Here is a 17,508-nt window from a genome sequence, read left to right on the forward strand (position 1 = left end):
AAATCTCGTCGAACGGGTTCATCGACATCTTCACATTCGAAAGCTCGACACCCGAGCCATCCGCCTTCACGCGAATTTTGACGTTGTAATCAACGACCCGCTTTACAGGGACCAAGATCTTCATGGCAATTTTCTCCGACTGGCGATGCAGGCGCGATGGCACGGCGCCGATCGTCGGCGTCCTGGCCATTCCTGTCATCGATCGTTTCAGGGTTTAGGCGCCGGCGGCGCGCCGTTCGGCGAGAATGCGCCTCGTATAGGCCTTTATGCCGCCCTCCTGCATCATGCGCAGGGATTCCGGCGCCATTGGCGCAAGGCTCGCGTGATAGCCGGTAGCGAGGTTCCGCAGGCTGCTGATGTCGAGATCGATTTCCAGCTCGTCACCCTCGGTCACGTGCCGGTCGATATCGGCGAGTGCCACGATCGGGATGCCGAAATTGATGCCGTTGCGCATGAAGAGCCGGCCGAAGCTGGGCGCCACAACGGCTGCGATGCCCGCCTCGCGCATTGCGCCCGCGGCTTCCTCGCGGCTTGATCCGCAGCCAAAGTTCAAGCCGCCGACAATGATGTCGCCTGGGCGGACCTTCGATGCGAAGCCCTCATCGATTCCCGCCATCAAATGGGAGGCCATTTCGCCCGGTTCATAGGCCGGCCGAAAATGAGGTTTCGGAAAGATCAGGTCGGTGTTCACGTTCACACCAAAGGTCCAGGTTCTGCCGCGTATCTTCATTGCTTCACCAGAAATTCGCTCGGGGAGACCACGTGGCCGGCGATTGCGGACGCGGCCACCGTGGCGGGAGAGGCCACGATGAGGCTGGAGTCCGGGCTACCCATGCGACCGCGGAAATTGCGGCTGGCGGAAGTAATGCCCATTTCACCAGCCGCCATCATGCCCTGGTGACAGCCTGTGCAGGGCCCGCATCCGGGCACGCCGATCACGGCACCTGCCTCCACCATGATCTGGATGAGACCTTCGCGCATGGCCTGCTGGAAAACGTCCGCCGAACCGGGATTGACCATCATCCGGCAATTGTCCGCGACGTGCCTACCGCGCATGATCTCCGCCGCCAGACGGAAGTCGTTGATCCTGCCGCCGGTGCAGGTTCCGAAGATGGCTTCGTCGACCTCGATATGGGCCGCCTCGCCTGCCGTCACGACATTGGAGAGGTCGTGCGGTAGCGCCACCAGCGAGTCCAACTCCGTCACGTCGATCTCGATGGTGCGGGCGTAATCCGCCTCCCCGTCCGTCTCGTAGACCGTCCAGCCGGATGTCACCTGACGCGACCGGAGATAGTCGAACGTGATCTCGTCGGGCTGGATGTATCCGGCCTTCGCGCCGAAATCGATCACCATATTCGTCAAAACGAGGCGCTCGTCCATGCACAGCGAGCGGACGAGCGGGCCAGTGAACTCGACCGCCTGGTAGACGGCGGCGTCCTCGCCATAGTCCTGGGCGATTTTGAGCACGATGTCCTTTGCGGTCACCCATGGCTTCAGTTCGCCATGCAGCACGACACGCAGCACTTCGGGAACACGGAGCCAATTGTATCCGAGCGCCAGGCCCGAGGCGATGTCGGAATGCCCGAGTCCGGTCGAGAAGCAACCGAGGGCGCCATTTGTGACCGTATGGGAATCGGTCCCGAAAATGAGGCTACCGGGCCGCGCATACCCCTTCTCCGGGAAAAGCACGTGGCCAATGCCTTCTCCGGCATGGAATTTCGATATGGCCTGAGCCTTTGTCCAGACCCGCGTCACCTTCTGGGCCTCTGCATCCTGCGGGCGGATCGCGGGGTAATGGTGGTCGAAAACGACAACGACCCGTTCCGGGTCGAAAACCTTGTCGCCGCCCATTTCCGCAAGCAACGCACGGGCGCGTGCTGCGCCGCGATCGTTCAGCATGATCAGGTCAGGCTCGACATTCACGATCTCTCCGACCTGAACGCTGTCCCGGCCCGCGTGGGCGGCAATTATCTTGGCAAGCGCATGCATGGCAACCTTTCAGCCGTTGTCGGCTTCCGTTCGTCTCATTCTATGAAACATCATTTCATTTTATATTGCAAGATAAGTCTGTTTGGGAAATAGTGTCAACAGGCGTCATCGCCGTGCCATGAGAGAACAAAGGATCACCCCGTGCAGCAGGAAGACACCGGCGGAATGCCCGAAAACCGCGAAGACGAATCGAAGCGAGCCGAGACGGGCGCGCCTGCAGTGCGGCTGCGCCAGCTGATGGAGCAACAGGAACGCGTAGTTTCGGTCCTTCACCCGCCGAGCGCCCACCTAGCCCGCATCATGGAGAAAGCCGGGTGCGAGGTGGGCTTCGTCGGGACCGGAAGCGTCGTCGGTGCCTATACCGGGCTTGCCGATGTCGGCACGGCAACCATGATGGAATGCGTCACGATCTCCGGCTGGATCGCACAGTCGGTGAATTTTCCGATCATCATGGACGGCGACACCGGGCATGGCGGCATCATGGCCGTGCGCCGCATGGTGCGCGAATGCATAAGGGCAGGAATCGCAGGAATCCGCATCGACGACCAGCCGATCGAGGGCAAGCGCAGGACGGGCGACGCCGGTATCGAAGTCGCGCCGCTCGACCAGGTCATCGCCCGCTATCGCGCCGCCGTCGACATGAAGAACGAGATCGATCCGAACTTCGTGGTGATGGCGCAATGCTATGCGCGCGACGCTGTTGGGTTCGATCTTCCCAAGACACTCGACCGCCTGCGGGCCTACCGCGAAGAAGCCGGCGTCGACTGGGTACAGCTCGAATCACCGCACTCGGTCGATGAGATCCGCCATGCCCGCGCCGCGGTGAAAGGGCCATTTTCGTTCATGAAGGGCAAGCTGCCACGTTACCTGTCGCTCGACGAGCACAAGGACCTCGGTGTCAATCTCGCCTGGCTGCCGAGCTTCACGCATCATATTGCGTGGGCCGCCGTCTGGGACTTCATGCAGGAATTCCAGAGCGACGGCATCGCGGCCTGGGAACGTTTCGCCGATAGCCGCAAGGCCAATCCCTATCCGATCCCCTTTGTCGGACCGGAGGGCGAAGGGGCCACACGCCAGCAGGCCCTTGAAGAGCGCTATTTTCGTGGAGTGCCTGCCGAAGGCCGCGACGGCTGAGGCGGCCATGGCCCGCCGCACCGGGCGCTTGCTTGCCGGCGGAGTTCACGCCGGCGGCTTGTATCCCAGGCGCTCCGATATCTGCCGCGCACCGTGCAGCATCAAGCCGATGCATCGCTCCCTGTGTTCGGGTGTGTAGCGATAGGCCGGCGTCAGCACGTCGATTGCCGCTACGGTGCGGCCTTCATAATTCTTAATAGGCACGGCGATCGCGCCGCCGCCTGCGATCAGCTCGCCGCGGCTTTCGGCATAGCCGAGCTCTCGGATAAGGGCGATTTCCTTGAGCAGGTCCTCCCGCCGCGTGATCGTATTTTCCTGGATCTGCTGTAGCTCGACGCGGGCGAGATAGTCTTCGATTTCTGCGTCATCCAGCCCGGCAAGAAGCACTTTGCTGGACGCACCGGCATAAAGCGGAGAATGCACGCCGAGATCGGCGCTGCGGCGCATCGGATGCAGCCCTTCGAGGGAATCGATGTGAACGCGCGTATCGCCAGAGCGCACGGAGAGCACGATGGTCTCGTTCAGTGCGTTACGGATGTCGCGCATGACGGGGGCGGCCAAGGCATGCAGGTTGGCCTGCCGGCGGCGAATGTCGGCAAGGCGCACGAGGGCGAAGCCCAGACTGTACTCGCCCGTGTTCGGGTCCATCTCGCAGAACTCGTGTTCGACGAGGGTGGAGAGGATGCGGAACACGGTGGATTTCGGCAGACCCGTCGCCTTGGAGATATCCTTGAGGCCTCGAGATGGCTGGCCCGAACTAAAGACACCCATGATCTCCACCGCCCGGTTCAAGACGGTGATGGAGTAGGCACCACCCTTCTTGGTGGCCTCTTCCGTGGCGGAAGCAGATGCTTCGTTTGTGTCCTCAGATGGGGTGGCCGCGTGTGATCCGCGGCCCCCTCTTCGACGTCCGGAAACTGTTTCGTCCATATGGGAACCCATTTCATATCGTGAAATGACACCGTAATGGCAAACCGTTTCAGCGTCCAGCCTCAGCCCGCAACGGCTTGTTCTGCCTGCTTGGCGGCCTTCGTGTTGACATAGGCGGCAGCACTTCGCCCCGCAATGCGCCCGAAAACCGCACCCGCCATCAGGCCCGTGCTGCCGGGATAGTTGAAGTAGTAAAGCCCGCCCACCAGTTCACCGGCGGCAAAAACGCCGGAGAGTGGCTGATCTTCGATATCGAGAACCTGCGCCTCCGTATTGATCTTCAGGCCACCGAACGTGAACGTGATGCCGCAGCCGACCGAGTAGGCCTCGAATGGACCTTTCTCGATCGTGTTGGCCCAATTCGACTTGGTGACCGCGAGCCCTACCGTCGACTTTCCATCCTTGATGTTCGGATCGAAGTCGACATCCTTCTTAATGGAGTCATTGTACTCACGGACGGTGTTGAGGAAGCCGTGATAGTCGACGTCCCCCATCTTGTCGGCCAGTTCCTCGAGGGTATCGGCCTTCACCTTGGTGGCGCCGCGCATCTTGTATTCATCGCGAATGAGATGCGCGACCTGGGCATCGAACACCTGCCACGCATAGCTGCCGGGCTGCTGGAGCACGATCCTGCCATACTTGGCATAGGTGTAGTTGCGGAAGTCAGCCCCCTCGTCCAAGAAGCGTTTGCCCTCGGCATTGACCATGATGCTGTAGGGGTAGCTGTGGCGATAGCCCGCGGAATGCTGGCCATCGACATCGCCGAAATCGTTCGCATAACGCTCCCAGGAAACTGAGTGGCAGCCAGACCACTGGCCGTAGGACTGCGCGCCGAAGTCGAGCGCCATCTTGATGCCGTCACCCGTATTGTAGCGGGTTCCGCGAACCTTGGCCATTTCCCAGCCCGGGCCGAGATAGCGGGCACGCCATTCGCGGTTGGCCTCGAAGCCGCCGCAAGCGAGAACCACGGCCGTGGCGTGGATGTCTTCCTCGATGCCATCCACGATGACCCGAACGCCGCCGACGGCTGCGCCGTTGCGCAGGAGCGAGACAGCTCGCGTGCCGTAGCGGATTTCGACGCCACGCTTCTCCGCGGCACGAATTTCGGCCTCGACGAGACCGGCACCACCGCCATTGGCATAGATGACCACGCCACCGAAGAACTTGAACCGGCCGTTGTGGTTGAAGGCCTGGCGTCCGTAGTTCGGCACAAATTTCACGCCCTGCTGCATGAGCCAGTGAACAGTGTCGGTGCTGTTGTTGACGATGATGTCGGCGAGTTCCGGGTCGATGTGATATTGCGTAATGCGGCCCAGATCGTCGAAATAGTTCTCTGCGGTATATTCGCCGAAATCCGTTTTTGCGATGTCCTCGTCCGACAAGTCGGGAACGATCTTCTTGATGTCGGCAGCACCGTGGTGGACCATGCGGAAGCCGCCGCCCGTAAAGGCGGAATTGCCTCCGCGCTTGTGCTCCGGCGCGCGCTCGAGCACGAGAACGCTTGCTCCGCCTTCAACGGCCGAGAGTGCTGCGGACAGAGCCGCGTTTCCGCCGCCGACAACGATCACATCGTATTGCTTGCCACTCATTGAAAATTCGCTCCTCCGGTTGAGACGCCGCTCCATCGTCGGACGGCTTTGAATGCACCATGCCGACCCTAGCCAGCATTGTCAATATTATGAAACATCATTTCATTGTACGAAACATCAATGCGTCACTTTGCTGCCGAACAACCGCCGGACGACGATCGGCCCGATGACGACGAGGCAACTCATGCGGATGATCTGTATCGTGGCAACGAAGCCCAGGCTGATATGAGCCGCGACGGCGAGCGCCGAAACCTCCGCGACGCCCCCGGGCGAAAACGCCAACAGCATCGCGTCGAAAGCCTCGCCGAGAAGATAAGAGACGCCCGCGGCAAAAGCTGCGACGAGAAGAAGCGCGGAGAGCGCCCATATGAGTGAGATCGCAAGCGTGCCGAAAACCTCGTTCAAGCGCACGCCCGCAAAGCGGACCCCGATGAATGTTCCCAGAACGGCCTGGGCGCCGGCCACCATGGCCGCAGGCGGGGCGCTCTGTGTCAACGGAATGGCGTGCACAATGATGCTGGCGATGAGCGGACCGATGAGGAACGGTGCTGGTATGCGCAGCAGTTTGCCTGCCAACGAGCCAACGATCGCGCATCCGACCAGAATGGCGAGGTCCAGCCATCCGGGCGGCAGTCCGGGCTTGGGCGTCAGGGCCACGACCTCCAGGCCGAGAAGATAGCGAAGCGAGAGGGAAATGGCCGTGACCGTGACGGCAAGGCGCGCGGAGTGTACCAAGACGACCTTCTTCACATCCGCCCCGCAATCCTCCGCCAGAACGACGATTTCCGACAGATTGCCCGGCACGGCGGCAAAATAGCTCGTGACAGAATCAAAGCCAGCCCGCCGAAAAAAGAGCCAGCCGAGCCCCACCATGCTGGCGAGGTAGAGAACCACGAGGAGCGCCAGAACGACCAGCGCGCTGCCCGTCGGTATGCCCGAGACATCCAGCACGCTGCCGAACATGACGCCGAGAACGGTCGCTAAGCAGTTGCGCGCTAATTTCGGCATGGCGAGCGGCAGCTTGCAGAAACTGGCGATCGTTGTCGCCGTCATCGCGCCGAGCATGAAAGGGAGCGGCGTACCGATAAGGGAGAAAGCCATCCCGCCGGCGGCGCCTATCCCCACCGCCAGCAGGAATTTCAAAAGCTGCGCGACCACGCGCCGCTCACATCAGCCAGTCCGGGAAGTCCAGCCAGAGCGGGATTAGACCCTCCGGATAGTCGAGATAAAGCACATAGGCGAGCACCGCGAGGGTCAGGATCGTACACAGGGTGATGATCGCGTTTCGGCGCAAGGGACGACCGCACTCGACATAGAGGAAGGCAAAGACGAAGACCGCCGATGCCAGCGTAAAGCCCAAGACGTAGATAAGCCCGGCAAACAGCGCAAACCAGGCGAAGTAGACGTATTTGCTCGGCCGCTCGCTGAAGACGGTCCTATTCGTCTGGTCGATATCGCCGAGGACGGGATTTGCCAGAGGCGCGAAGGCTTGGTGTGCAATCACCATGCCGGTCAGGATAATCGTGATGACGCCCACAGAGGCGGGATAGAGATAAGTGAGATAGCTTTTGTCGCGGATCGCAAAGAGCGCCCATAGTGTCACAAGTGCCAGCGCGGCCGAGAATGCGATCTGGGGTACGCGCGATGTCACCGCGTCTCCTTCCGCATCCGCGGGATCATCCGGCGACGACTTCATCATGATGCGGATGCCGACGGCGAGCGAGGCGAGCACCATGAGCGCGATGGCAATGGACTGAGGCCGCTCGAGGAAGGACAGGCCATAGACCTGCGCCGTCTGATAGATATTGGCTTCGAGCGGGCGCGAAAGGACGAACCCGACGACCAACGCCGGACGCGGCCAGTCGAACCGCTTCATGTAGCAGCCGAAGACCGTCAGCGTCAGAAGAGTGACGATGTCGCCCCAGCTCTTCGTCGCCTGATAGGCGGTGAACACCATTACGACAACGATCAGCGGCGCCATCAACGCGTAGCGAATGACAGTCAGGCGAGCAATCGGCCCGGCCAGCATGACGCAGAGGATGCCCGCGAAGACGTTTCCAAGCGCCAGCGACCAGATGATGACGAAGGTCAGGTGCAGGTCGGCGCCCACCATGCGCGCACCGGGCTCAAGCCCGATCAGAATGAACGCGCCAAGCAGCAGCGCCATAGACCCGGAACCCGGTATGCCAAAGAACAGGGTCGGCACGAGGTCACCACCGCGCACCGCATTGTTGGCGGCTTCGGGCGCGATCACGCCGCGAATGTCGCCCTTGCCAAATTTCGAACGGTCCCGCGAGGATTGCACGACATGGCCATAGGCAAGCCAGTCAGCAGTGGAGGCGCCGACACCCGGCAGGATGCCGACGATCGCGCCCAACACCGAGACGCGAAGGACCAGCCACCAGTTGCGTATTGTGTCGAAGATGCCCTCCATGAAGCCGCTGCCGAGCCGCGCATCCTTGGCGATCGTCGAGCGCTGCCGCATCAAGTCGACGATCTCTGGAAAGGCGAATATGCCGAGCGCCAGCACGACGAGCGGAATGCCGTCGCTCAGATAGACCGTGGAAAACGTGTAGCGCAGTTCACCGGTGGCCGGCGCACTGCCGATGCTGCCGAGCAGGAGGCCGACGGAACAGGCGGCAAGTCCCTTGAAGAGACTGGCGCCCGTCAGCGAGCCCACCATCGATAAGGCGAGGAGGATCAGCAACAACTGTTCTCCCATGCCCACGCCGAGGATCAAAGGCTTGGCGATGAAGACACAGCCCGTCAGCACAACGGCGCCGAACAGACCCCCGATGAGCGAGGCGGAAAAGGATGCACTCAGCGCCCTCGCCGCATGGCCCTGACGCGCCAGCGGGAAGCCATCAAGCACGGTCGCGGAGGATGACCCACCGGGTATGCCCATGAGGATGGACGGAAAGGTGTCGCCTGTCGCCGTCGTTGCCAACATACCGATCATCAGCGCAAGGGCGGAAGTCTGCTCCATGCCATAGACGAAGGGAAGAAGCAGCGCCATGCCGGCCACGCCACCCATGCCGGGCAGAACGCCGACCACCATGCCCATGCCGACACCGATCAACAGATAGGCAAGGTGGTGCAGCGACAGCAGCTCCCCCAGCGACTGAACTATGACTTCCATGATATTCCTCAAATCGACGCGTCAGCTGCGCCCGCAAAAACAAGGATCGAAGACGTGGAGATCACGCCTTCGATCGCGCCAGATTATAGAGACGCGTCAAAACGCTGCTTCAGCCAGGACCGCAGCCAGCCGAGCGCTTCATCGTCGAAGACGACGGCGCTGCGAACGTTGCGGGTTGCCGCCTCCCCCGTCGCCTGAGGCTCTTCCCCAAGCAGGTCGGTTGCCTTCTTCTTGAGCGCCGGATCGGCTTCGAAGTCGGCAAGCAGCTTGCTCACAGCGCCTTCATAAGTCGTCACGACCTCATCCGGTGTGCCTTCCGGCAGCAGGATCGCCCTGGTCGCCATCACGTTGAGGTTGAACACGGAATCCCATGCCTTGCGCGCCGGGCCGGACAACGGCTCGCCCTTCAGCTTTTCGTAGACCTCCAGGAAATGCGGTAGATCCGGATTGGCGGGGTCGCGCACGACCTTCCCGTTGTCGTCCGCAAAACCGAGCGTGAAGAGCGGCACAACCTCCCCGCTGTCGACCAATGGCTTGGCGAGCTTCTGGTAGGCATTGTTGATCGCGAAATCGAGGTTGAGTTCACCGCGCTCGAAGGCCGGAAAAGCGTCGCCACGGTTGAGGCCGAAAACCGGACGCACTTTCACACCGAGAAGGTCCATTGCCATGAGAACGCGCATGTCGCCGCCGGTCGGATTGTTGGCGCCGAGCGTGACGTCCTTGCCTTCGAGCTGGGGCAGTTCGTCTGCCGTCTTGATGCCGAGGGCACTGCTCATATAGACTACGGTGCCCTGGGCGGAGCTGATAATCGGGATCCATTTGTCGAGATTGTATTGCGCGCGCTGGTCCTTGAAGGTGAAGTTCAGCATCACGGACGCGCTGGCTGCGATGATATCCGTGCCGTCCTTCTTGGCGCGTTGCTCGAACTGGTTGCTGCCGGCAATCGCGCCTGCCCCTTCGACATTCTTGATCACTATCGTCGGCTGCCCGGGCAAGCGCTCGGCAATCAGCGGTGTCAGGAACCGCGCATAGAGATCCGCCCCACCGCCTGCCGCATAGGGCACGGTGACCGTGATCCTCTGACCGGCGAAGTCGGTTTCGGCCACAGCCGAACCGGCAAAGCCCGTACAGCAGACCAAGCCGGCTGTAACAAGCAGCGCATATTTCCACGTCTTAAAAAGCATGCGTATCCTCCTCCTGATCGCGCAATACCGTATGTCTCATCTAGTGAAACGGTATTTCATATATAAGCACAGAGTTCAGCGCCGTGCAAATGCTTTGCTCGGGCGAGCCGACGCTGAGCAAAATCGACACTGCGATTGCACACGGAACGTCCTTGAGGCAGATCAGAGCCGCGCGGCATTCGACGCTTTGAGTGATGGGATACTGATGGCGACAACTGAGCAGAAGATTGCTAGGCGACCGATTAAGAAGTCTTTTGGGGCCTATTTAGCTTCAAAAATGGCCGAAAACACCGCCGGCCTTATTGCAGAACAACGTCAATCGACCACCGAAAATACGAAGGCACGTGCGAATATACTGCATTTTTTCCAAAAAAACCGCACGGGCTAGAGTAAGAAGATAACGATCGATAATTTCGCGAGCGTATAATTTTCAGTCTTCAATGGGCTAACGACGCCTATCGCTGGAAACAAGCCAGAAAGCACCGCTCCGAATACTCATGTGGACGCCCACCCGCAGAATTCAATAGCGAACGATTGCTTCGATATCCACGCTGTGAGACGACAATACACATTGGATATGCGGCGAAAGAACCGCCCCCCTTGTTTAAAGCCGTCGACAAACCAATGCCCGCTTTCTATTTCAGATGGAGGTCAAGGCATACTGAGAGAAAAAGACTTGCTGCTTCATGCAGAGCGATCGAGTGAAATTATAGAGTACGCGCATCTTTGGATGCGCGCAGTAGTCACGCTCAATTTGCAGATCTTTCAGAAATGACATTCGAGATCTGTCATTCACTCCTCGACTTCCCGCCCCGATAACCTTGTCGGACCTATGCCATCGCTTCCTTTCTTCACCTGGATATGGCTTGAGCCTCACTGGCGGAAAAATGGATGACCAAAGCGTCTTTCGAGAGACGCGGCAAAAAACAAACCGGTTTAAGCTACTATTCATTTCCTGTGAACAAGCCGCTACGATTGAGCGGACTATTGTAATACGTTATGGCGTCTCTCGCCTTAGCCATGCTTATAGAAGCCAATCTGTTGGCCTCCCAACTCAGACCCCTTGAGCAATAGCTCGTACATTTTTCTCCACTCGCGGATCAAGAGGTCTTCTAGCGGCGACGTAGGAGCCGACTTCAGCTGGTCGTGTTCCTCGCGCCTGAGCCACATATTAGTTGCCCGTATATAACTAGGTGCTGCGGCAGCCCAAACCCTCCATCTCTGGCCAACGTGAAACGCCCTTGCACACTATCTCACTTCTTCTCTGAGACGAACAGAATGAGGTCTATCCTTCCGAGATCGAGCTAACCTCCGCTGCACATGATTCACTAATTTCCCCTCACGGTGAGGTGTCTAAATGCTTGGCCAAGATAAGTGCCCTATAAAGGAGAGGCGCGAACAATTTTGGGATGCGCCTCTAACACCCGGCTATGACAAGCGCAAAATTCGCATGGAGACCGTACCAGTAAAAAGGAGCGTGTTGCCGATGTACCTACTGCCCTGCTATTTATCTGGGAAATACATTCTCAGAGCGGTATCTTTTTCACGCGTCTGTGATGCTAATCGATACCGTTAGATCCGGAGACCCCTCTTTTCGCGACGAAGAGCGAGTTTATTCGAGGCCGTCCAATTTGCGAAGACATAAACCAGTTAGAGCACGAATATTGCAAGTTCCGATCGGCTTAATTGATCGAACCGAGACCGGAGATCTTGATCTTCGCAACATGATGGCGAATTGAAACGACGTATCTAGCCGGTTCTCTTGGCAGCCCTGTGACACAACAATGATGCGCGGCCGCTAACAGAAAGCGACTACATTGCATGCCGCGCTCATTTCCGGCGAGAATAGAATTTGTGGTCATTTTTATGCGATGGCGGGCACTCCCTGCTTCGACATGGCACTGTTAATACTTCACTACGTACGGAAGACCGAACCTACGATGGCCAAATGTGCACTCAAAGGACGGCAGAAGTCATGGCGATGAAAAGGCCCAAATCTCAAAGGGCGCGGACGAGAAATAATTAAGCGCCGGCATCACGCGCTAGCTTGAGTCGGAATGAGGTATAACCAACCGCGTTGAAGTCAAATTTTTGTCCCCATTCACGCTGTCTTCACTCAATCCCGTATCGCCGCGTGCTGTTTCTAACGATTGCAGTTTCCAACGCTCAGAACGCCACGACAGCCTTCCAAAAATTTAAATACGATCCGAGTGTGTTTAGATTTTTTGCGCCCTTTGTGACCGTGGTTTCTAGTTCGAGGCACGAATGCCCCACCTTTTATACTTTTGGGCAGCGAGACCTAGAAGTCGCCGGTGATCTTTAAAGTAATAGATCGTTCAGATCGCTCGAAGATCGAACGCCGTTTTAGAACATAGTGGTCTTGCGCACCTCCTCGTCCACCGATTTATCTCTCTGTATGCGATTGTAGTCGCGAGAACGCATCGCGAGATTTCACGTTGGGAAACGAGCGTGAACTATTTGTTTTCGACACCGCGAACCTGGCTTCAGACCCTGACAGCTGTCAGGGTTTTTTTCACTGCTCAGAAAGCTCAAGGCTCGGCTTACCACCGCCGCCTTTTGCTGTTAGCGCCAAAAACAACACGCTCGATCAAGTAGGGACGGAATATTTTGCGCTTGCCGATCCAAAAATAGCGGTTCACGGCTGCGCATGAACTGCACAACTCCCGATGGCTGTAGAAGAGCCAAATTAGCTAAAGGGTCTTAGCCGGCTAATAAAATCTGATAACGTGCACATTGAGATACGCGCGGCCGAAATCATGGCCTTCGGAGTGGTGGCACAACAAATGCGCACGACATATTAGCATCACTTGAGTATGAGCCCTAGAGTTGTCGAGGCTTCCACCCATGGACGTCGTCCACTCTCAAGTTGGCTCTACACGGCACAGCCGCGCACATTGCTTAAGCTCCTGTAAAGCAGATCTTTTCGAATTGGGATTCGCTGTGACAAGAAGATCATGAAAAATGACAAGAGGCAGAAAAATCGTCAAGAAGTTTCACCGATCTGACGCCAGACGCGCGGGGTGGATCATGAGCGTGAGGTAAGCGCTCAATAGGAGCAACGAAATCCTAGCAAGATAAAACGAACTGGCTCAAGGCCGACAGATCACGCGGCTAAGCCGTTAAAATGGCAAACAGATTGGCCATGGAGCGAACTATCCGGGAATACTGTGCGATATCGAACGGAATTTTTAAAGAGGTGGCTATCTGGATCATTCGGCCGAAGCATGATGAAGCCGCTCCGGCTTCTCGATCTCTTTATCTGCGAGTCGAATATGCAGCCCTGCTGGGTACCGTCGGCGCATTGAAATCTTCTTCTCCACCTCATAATGCAACGTTATCCATAAGATCATCGAGGCCGCGCCAGTGAATCCGCACTGAGGACGGTACAAAGCATTGTTGGACTTGCCGCGAGCCCAAATCCTGACCAAAGCAGTAAACGGGGAACAAGACCCACGACCCGAGCGATCGCCGCGAAAGCAGAGGCAGGGGCAGGGGCAGGGGCAGGGCTGCGTATGTTAACGCATGACGTATCTGCCCCCCTCAGGGGGCATTGATTACTATCGACTGTTTCGGATGAGATGCCTGTTGAAGAACAGGTCGAGGGTGATGTCGAGCATCTGAATGGTTTTGGAATAGCGCTTGGATCGGCGATTGAGGCGGGCGAGGTTGTCGCGAATGGATGAATTTGCCGATTTAATCAAATGGGTCCGCGCCTTGGTCTGTTCGTGCCGCTCAGGCCCGCCATTCCGCTCGAAGGCTAGCTGATAGCAGGAGTTCGCATCGGTGAAGACCGTCGCGATGTCGCCAACAGCCAGCTTGATCAACGTGTAGAGGGCGAGAGCAATGGAGACGCCGTTGTCCCCGATGTGATAGGCCACGGCACGGCGCTGGTGCCGGCTATAAGCAGTCCAGATGACCGCCCGGTGCTGTTTTTTTTGACGAACGTGCAGATTTCGTCCATCTCGATGATGTCGGGTCCGGTGTCGTAGATCGGCGACAGCGCGTTCTTCGCCACCATGGCGTCATGGGCTTTGCGGACCCAGGTGATAACGGGGGCAGCAGCACCGGTAAAGCGGGCGATCTTGCGGATGCCGACATTGTGGAGGTGCATGCCGAGGGCCAGCGCCTTGGTCGCGGCGCTGAAATTCGGCGTCCACTCGAGCGAATAACACTGGCAGGACCGGCAATGGAAGCGCTGCACGCCCCCATGCCTGCCGCTGCGACTGATGTCGCAACTCCCACAATGCCGACACACCATTTCAAAGCCCTCCTGAACGTGGAGCGCTATCATCACCCGTCAGCCTTTCCTGAACATCGCCCTCCAGCCGCCAGTCCTCCTGCGCGGCTAGTCAATGCAAAGGGTCACCCACTCCGCGCGGCGTGGAATGGAATGGAATAGCCTTGCGCGCCTTTTCTCCGCGAATAATGGCACGGGATTTGGCTTGGTACACCAAACGCGATTGCGAACGTTTAATCAAAAGACCTCGTTCGGCATTTCGGAAAGTCTCGCAATGGGCAAATTCCCCAAAAAGCTGTGAAATGGATCAGAAGCCGGCAGTCACCTTTTTTTAAATAGCGCGCCGGTCCCCGGCTCAACATATCGCCGGTGGAGCGAGCTCGACTCGTCATCTAGAGCTCCCGGATGTCCCTTATTTTGTTGCTTCAAGCGGCGAGGGGCCGCGTCGCAAGCGACATTCAAGACGATGGGAGATGGTTTCGAGTTTCATGGCCATTCAATTGACGCTCCCCAATTTTTGAATTTGATAGGGGAATGTGTCTCATTAGGACATGTCTTCATACTGTATTGTAGAATACTCTAATTCACTGAGCATGTGCTGGCTGGATACGTACTCTGTAACCCGAGCCCCAGAACTTCCCCAAAATTTTGGTAGAGTTCGCCGCGTCAAGCAGAAGGACGGAATAAACCGTGCACGGTTTACAGACGAGTAGATTGTCAAAATGACGAAGGGGCAGGAGAGCTTCAAGAGAACAGCCATGAATAGCCCCGAGTTTTGTAGACACCCTTGGGTTAGATTTTCTGCTGCCTTTCGAACTCAACGGGCGACAGCATTCTGTTTCTGACGTGCTTGCGTTTCGGGTTGTAGAACATCTCGATGTAATCGAACACATCCTGGCGCGCTTCATCGCGTGAACGGTAAAGCCTGCGACGTATCCTTTCTCGCTTCAGAAGATTGAAGAAGCTCTCGGCCACCGCATTGTCGTGGCAGTTGCCGCGTCGGCTCATCGAGTGAACCAGATTGTGGTACCTGAGGAACGATGCCCAGTCCATGCTGGTGAACTGCGAACCCTGATCTGAATGGATCAGCACCTTGTCCTTCGGCTTTCGCCTCCACACCGCCATCAGTAGAGCCTGCAATACAACATCGGTGGTTTGGCGGCTCTGTAGTGCCCAACCGATCACACGACGCGAATAGAGGTCGATGACAACGGCGAGATAGACGAAGCCCGCGCAGGTTCGAATGTAGGTGATGTCCGTCACCCAGGCAGTGTCTGGATCCGTCACGTCGAATTGCCGGTCGAGCGTATTATCGACGACGACAGACGGTCTGCCGCCATAGATGCCGGGACGGCGTTTGTAACCGATCTGCGCCTTGATCCCGGCGAGACGCGTCAGACGCGCGACCCGGTTCGGGCAGCACATCTCTCCCTGATCGAGAAGATCGTCGTGCAGCTTGCGATAACCGTAGACCTTGCCGCTCTCTTCCCATGCCTTCAGGAGTAGATCGGTCTGTCGCTTGTCCTCGCTGGCCCGCATGCTCAGCGGGCTCTTCAGCCAGGTGTAAAATCCGCTGGGATGAACCCGCAGAAGACGGCACATCGTCCGCACTGAAAACTGCAAGCGATGCAAGGCAATGAACGCGTACTTCACTTTGCATCCCTGGCGAAATACGCGGCCGCTTTTTTTAGGATGTCTCGCTCCTCGGTGACGCGAGCCAGTTCCTTCTTCAACCGCCTGATCTCCTCGGCCTCGTCGTTGCCCTTGGCGTTCGACGATGCAAACTTCTTCTTCCATTCGTAGAGGGAATGCTGGCTCACCCCGAGCCGCTGCGAAACCTCCGCAACCGGATAGCCTCGCTCCGTGATCTGGCGAACAGCGTCACGCTTAAATTCTTCGCTGAAATTCGATTTGCTCATGATGCTCTTCCTGCCTCAAAATTAGGAAAGAAGGCGTCTACAAATCTAGGGGCTATTCAACTTATTGTCTCGGAGGGAAGGGGAGGGCTCTCTTTTCGGGAGCCCCTTCACACATTCACCCAGCCTCCCGTGCGCCCTCACCGCCAGATCTCAACAGCGCCATCAAAACCGGGCCGAGTGAAAATTCTCCGCGGCGGGCGCGGGAGGTTAGGTTGCGCAGGTATCCGCCGGGTGAATTGATGTGGCCAGCTCGTTCGAGGATGCAGGCGAGGGTGACTGCGGCGTTTTCGGATCCCATGACCTCGCATGCTTCCTCGTAGGCCGACGGGCTTATTCCCAGCATCGAGCGGGCAACGATCGCTGCAGACATCATGTCGCGCCAGTTGCCAATCGTGCCGGCGGGTCCGTATGCGCTGATCTCCTGACAGGCCTTTAAGACCAATCCCAAAGGGAAGGGGAGGGGTGGTTGTGCATTTGGCTTCAGGTTTTTGCTCGGGATCGCCCCCAGCTCGGTTTCTGAGCTTGGTTCAAGTTCACGTATGGATTCGGTTTTTGAATTCTGTATATGCTGCCCACTTTGAGCGGCATTGCTGCTCGTCTTCTTCGAATTGTCGAAGTTTTCCAGCATGTTGACGACCTTCTCCTGCAGGAGCGTCAATTCTGCGCTAATTTTGATCGCGTCCGCCATCGTCGGGGCACGGGAAATTTGGCTTATGAGGCTGATATAGATGTCTTCGATCGCCGCCCAGTCGCCTGGAGCCCCCTCCTCTATCGCGGCGCTAATCAACTTGCGTACGTCGCGGCGGCGGATGGTGAGCTCCTCCTTTGCGCGGCGGAAGGCGGCGCGCTCAGCGGCGACCTTCTGTGCCATCTCCGCGAGTTCCTCGGCGCGCAGCAGGAGAGGGGATATATCGAAGCCAAAGGCGGATTCGATCGTCCCGCTCCTATCCTTGCGGGCGTAGCGCTTGCCGTTGGCGCTGTCCTTGCGGATGACCAGGCCTGACTCGACCAGAAAGGCAAGGTGCCTGCGCAGCGTTGCGCCCGCCATCCCGTGGGCGCGGATGCTCAGCTGTGCGTTCGATGGGAAGACGACGAGTTGCGCGTCCTGGCGCAGTTCGTTCTCCGGATAGAAGCTCAGCAAGGCGTCGAGTACGGCCAGGCTACGGTCTTGCAGCCCGAGAAGCACACGGGCTTCGGACGCGTCCCGAAAGACTTTCCATTTGTCAGCCCGCTTGCCCGCGGGGATCTCGGCCGTTGCGACTTGCTGCCTGACCAAGGCAAGCGAAATCGGCCGCCGCCCGAAGGGCGTCGTTACATTTCCACTCTGCATTTTCTCTCACCTTCGACAAGGCAAAAGAAATCCGCT

Annotated in this window: 13 protein-coding genes and 1 pseudogene; 2 read left to right on the plus strand and 12 right to left on the minus strand. The window is 58.1% G+C overall.

What is annotated here, in order from left to right; translation table 11 throughout:
- From GB927_RS00005 to GB927_RS00015, 3 genes and pseudogenes are all read right to left on the minus strand, one after another.
- Positions 1-190, minus strand: a pseudogene (locus GB927_RS00005) (hypothetical protein); the annotation flags it as partial.
- A 24-nt stretch (positions 191-214) separates the two neighbouring features.
- On the minus strand, positions 215-730 hold the full coding sequence (locus GB927_RS00010) for a LeuD/DmdB family oxidoreductase small subunit (RefSeq protein ID WP_256114421.1): 516 nt from the start codon (positions 728-730) through the stop codon (positions 215-217).
- On the minus strand, positions 727-1,989 hold the full coding sequence (locus GB927_RS00015) for a 3-isopropylmalate dehydratase large subunit (RefSeq protein WP_256114422.1): 1,263 nt from the start codon (positions 1,987-1,989) through the stop codon (positions 727-729). The genes GB927_RS00010 and GB927_RS00015 overlap by 4 nt, the downstream gene beginning before the upstream one ends.
- 141 nt (positions 1,990-2,130) lie before the next feature.
- Between GB927_RS00015 and GB927_RS00020 the strand changes: the two genes are divergently transcribed.
- Positions 2,131-3,123, plus strand: a complete 993-nt coding sequence (locus GB927_RS00020; protein ID WP_256114423.1) for an isocitrate lyase/PEP mutase family protein — start codon at positions 2,131-2,133, stop codon at positions 3,121-3,123.
- 45 nt (positions 3,124-3,168) lie between these two features.
- Here GB927_RS00020 and GB927_RS00025 read toward each other — a convergent pair whose 3' ends face one another.
- The 5 genes from GB927_RS00025 to GB927_RS00045 form a co-directional block, all read right to left on the minus strand.
- Complete coding sequence (locus tag GB927_RS00025) at positions 3,169-4,053, minus strand: IclR family transcriptional regulator (protein ID WP_256114424.1); 885 nt, start codon at positions 4,051-4,053, stop codon at positions 3,169-3,171.
- Between the two features lie 62 nt (positions 4,054-4,115).
- Positions 4,116-5,642, minus strand: coding sequence for an FAD-dependent tricarballylate dehydrogenase TcuA (gene tcuA, locus GB927_RS00030; protein ID WP_256114425.1), 1,527 nt, complete (start codon positions 5,640-5,642; stop codon positions 4,116-4,118).
- Positions 5,643-5,759: 117 nt separating this feature from the next.
- Positions 5,760-6,800 (minus strand): AbrB family transcriptional regulator, encoded by a 1,041-nt coding sequence (locus tag GB927_RS00035; protein WP_256114426.1) that lies wholly within the window; start codon positions 6,798-6,800, stop codon positions 5,760-5,762.
- Between the two features lie 7 nt (positions 6,801-6,807).
- Positions 6,808-8,781 carry a tripartite tricarboxylate transporter permease gene (locus tag GB927_RS00040; protein ID WP_256114428.1) on the minus strand — a complete coding sequence of 658 codons (1,974 nt, stop codon included), beginning with the start codon at positions 8,779-8,781 and terminating at the stop codon, positions 6,808-6,810.
- An 83-nt stretch (positions 8,782-8,864) separates the two neighbouring features.
- Positions 8,865-9,965 (minus strand): Bug family tripartite tricarboxylate transporter substrate binding protein, encoded by a 1,101-nt coding sequence (locus GB927_RS00045; protein WP_256114429.1) that lies wholly within the window; start codon positions 9,963-9,965, stop codon positions 8,865-8,867.
- A 205-nt stretch (positions 9,966-10,170) separates the two neighbouring features.
- Between GB927_RS00045 and GB927_RS00050 the strand changes: the two genes are divergently transcribed.
- Positions 10,171-10,353 (plus strand): hypothetical protein, encoded by a 183-nt coding sequence (locus tag GB927_RS00050; protein WP_256114430.1) that lies wholly within the window; start codon positions 10,171-10,173, stop codon positions 10,351-10,353.
- A 3,190-nt stretch (positions 10,354-13,543) separates the two neighbouring features.
- Here the strand turns inward: GB927_RS00050 and GB927_RS00055 are convergent.
- From GB927_RS00055 to repC, 4 genes are all read right to left on the minus strand, one after another.
- The gene (locus GB927_RS00055; protein ID WP_256114431.1) at positions 13,544-13,864 is read right to left on the minus strand and encodes a hypothetical protein; all 321 of its coding nucleotides are present in this window, start codon (positions 13,862-13,864) and stop codon (positions 13,544-13,546) included.
- A complete protein-coding gene (locus GB927_RS34350; protein ID WP_256114432.1) occupies positions 13,807-14,277 on the minus strand; it encodes a hypothetical protein in 471 nt (156 codons plus the stop codon). Before GB927_RS34350 ends, GB927_RS00055 begins: the two co-directional genes overlap by 58 nt.
- A gap of 738 nt (positions 14,278-15,015) precedes the next feature.
- Positions 15,016-16,142 (minus strand): IS3 family transposase gene (locus tag GB927_RS00065; RefSeq protein ID WP_256114433.1). Its coding sequence is split into 2 segments (ribosomal slippage): positions 15,016-15,914 and positions 15,914-16,142, totalling 1,128 coding nucleotides; the frame shifts between segments, so codons are not numbered across the junction.
- A 115-nt stretch (positions 16,143-16,257) separates the two neighbouring features.
- Positions 16,258-17,472 carry a plasmid replication protein RepC gene (gene repC / locus GB927_RS00070; protein ID WP_256114434.1) on the minus strand — a complete coding sequence of 405 codons (1,215 nt, stop codon included), beginning with the start codon at positions 17,470-17,472 and terminating at the stop codon, positions 16,258-16,260.
- Between the last annotated feature and the right edge of the window lie 36 nt (positions 17,473-17,508).

This window comes from Shinella lacus (assembly GCF_010994755.1).
Lineage (GTDB): Bacteria > Pseudomonadota > Alphaproteobacteria > Rhizobiales > Rhizobiaceae > Shinella > Shinella lacus.

Bases quoted from the DNA above. Each gene is read 5' to 3' on its own strand.
- GB927_RS00040 (WP_256114428.1), bottom strand. From the start codon at position 8,781: ATGGAAGTCATAGTTCAGTCGCTGGGGGAGCTGCTGTCGCTGCACCAC.
- tcuA (WP_256114425.1), bottom strand. From the start codon at position 5,642: ATGAGTGGCAAGCAATACGATGTGATCGTTGTCGGCGGCGGAAACGCG.
- GB927_RS00050 (WP_256114430.1), top strand. From the start codon at position 10,171: ATGGCGACAACTGAGCAGAAGATTGCTAGGCGACCGATTAAGAAGTCT.
- GB927_RS34350 (WP_256114432.1), bottom strand. From the start codon at position 14,277: ATGATAGCGCTCCACGTTCAGGAGGGCTTTGAAATGGTGTGTCGGCAT.
- GB927_RS00010 (WP_256114421.1), bottom strand. From the start codon at position 730: ATGAAGATACGCGGCAGAACCTGGACCTTTGGTGTGAACGTGAACACC.
- repC (WP_256114434.1), bottom strand. From the start codon at position 17,472: ATGCAGAGTGGAAATGTAACGACGCCCTTCGGGCGGCGGCCGATTTCG.
- GB927_RS00015 (WP_256114422.1), bottom strand. From the start codon at position 1,989: ATGCATGCGCTTGCCAAGATAATTGCCGCCCACGCGGGCCGGGACAGC.
- GB927_RS00045 (WP_256114429.1), bottom strand. From the start codon at position 9,965: ATGCTTTTTAAGACGTGGAAATATGCGCTGCTTGTTACAGCCGGCTTG.
- GB927_RS00025 (WP_256114424.1), bottom strand. From the start codon at position 4,053: ATGGACGAAACAGTTTCCGGACGTCGAAGAGGGGGCCGCGGATCACAC.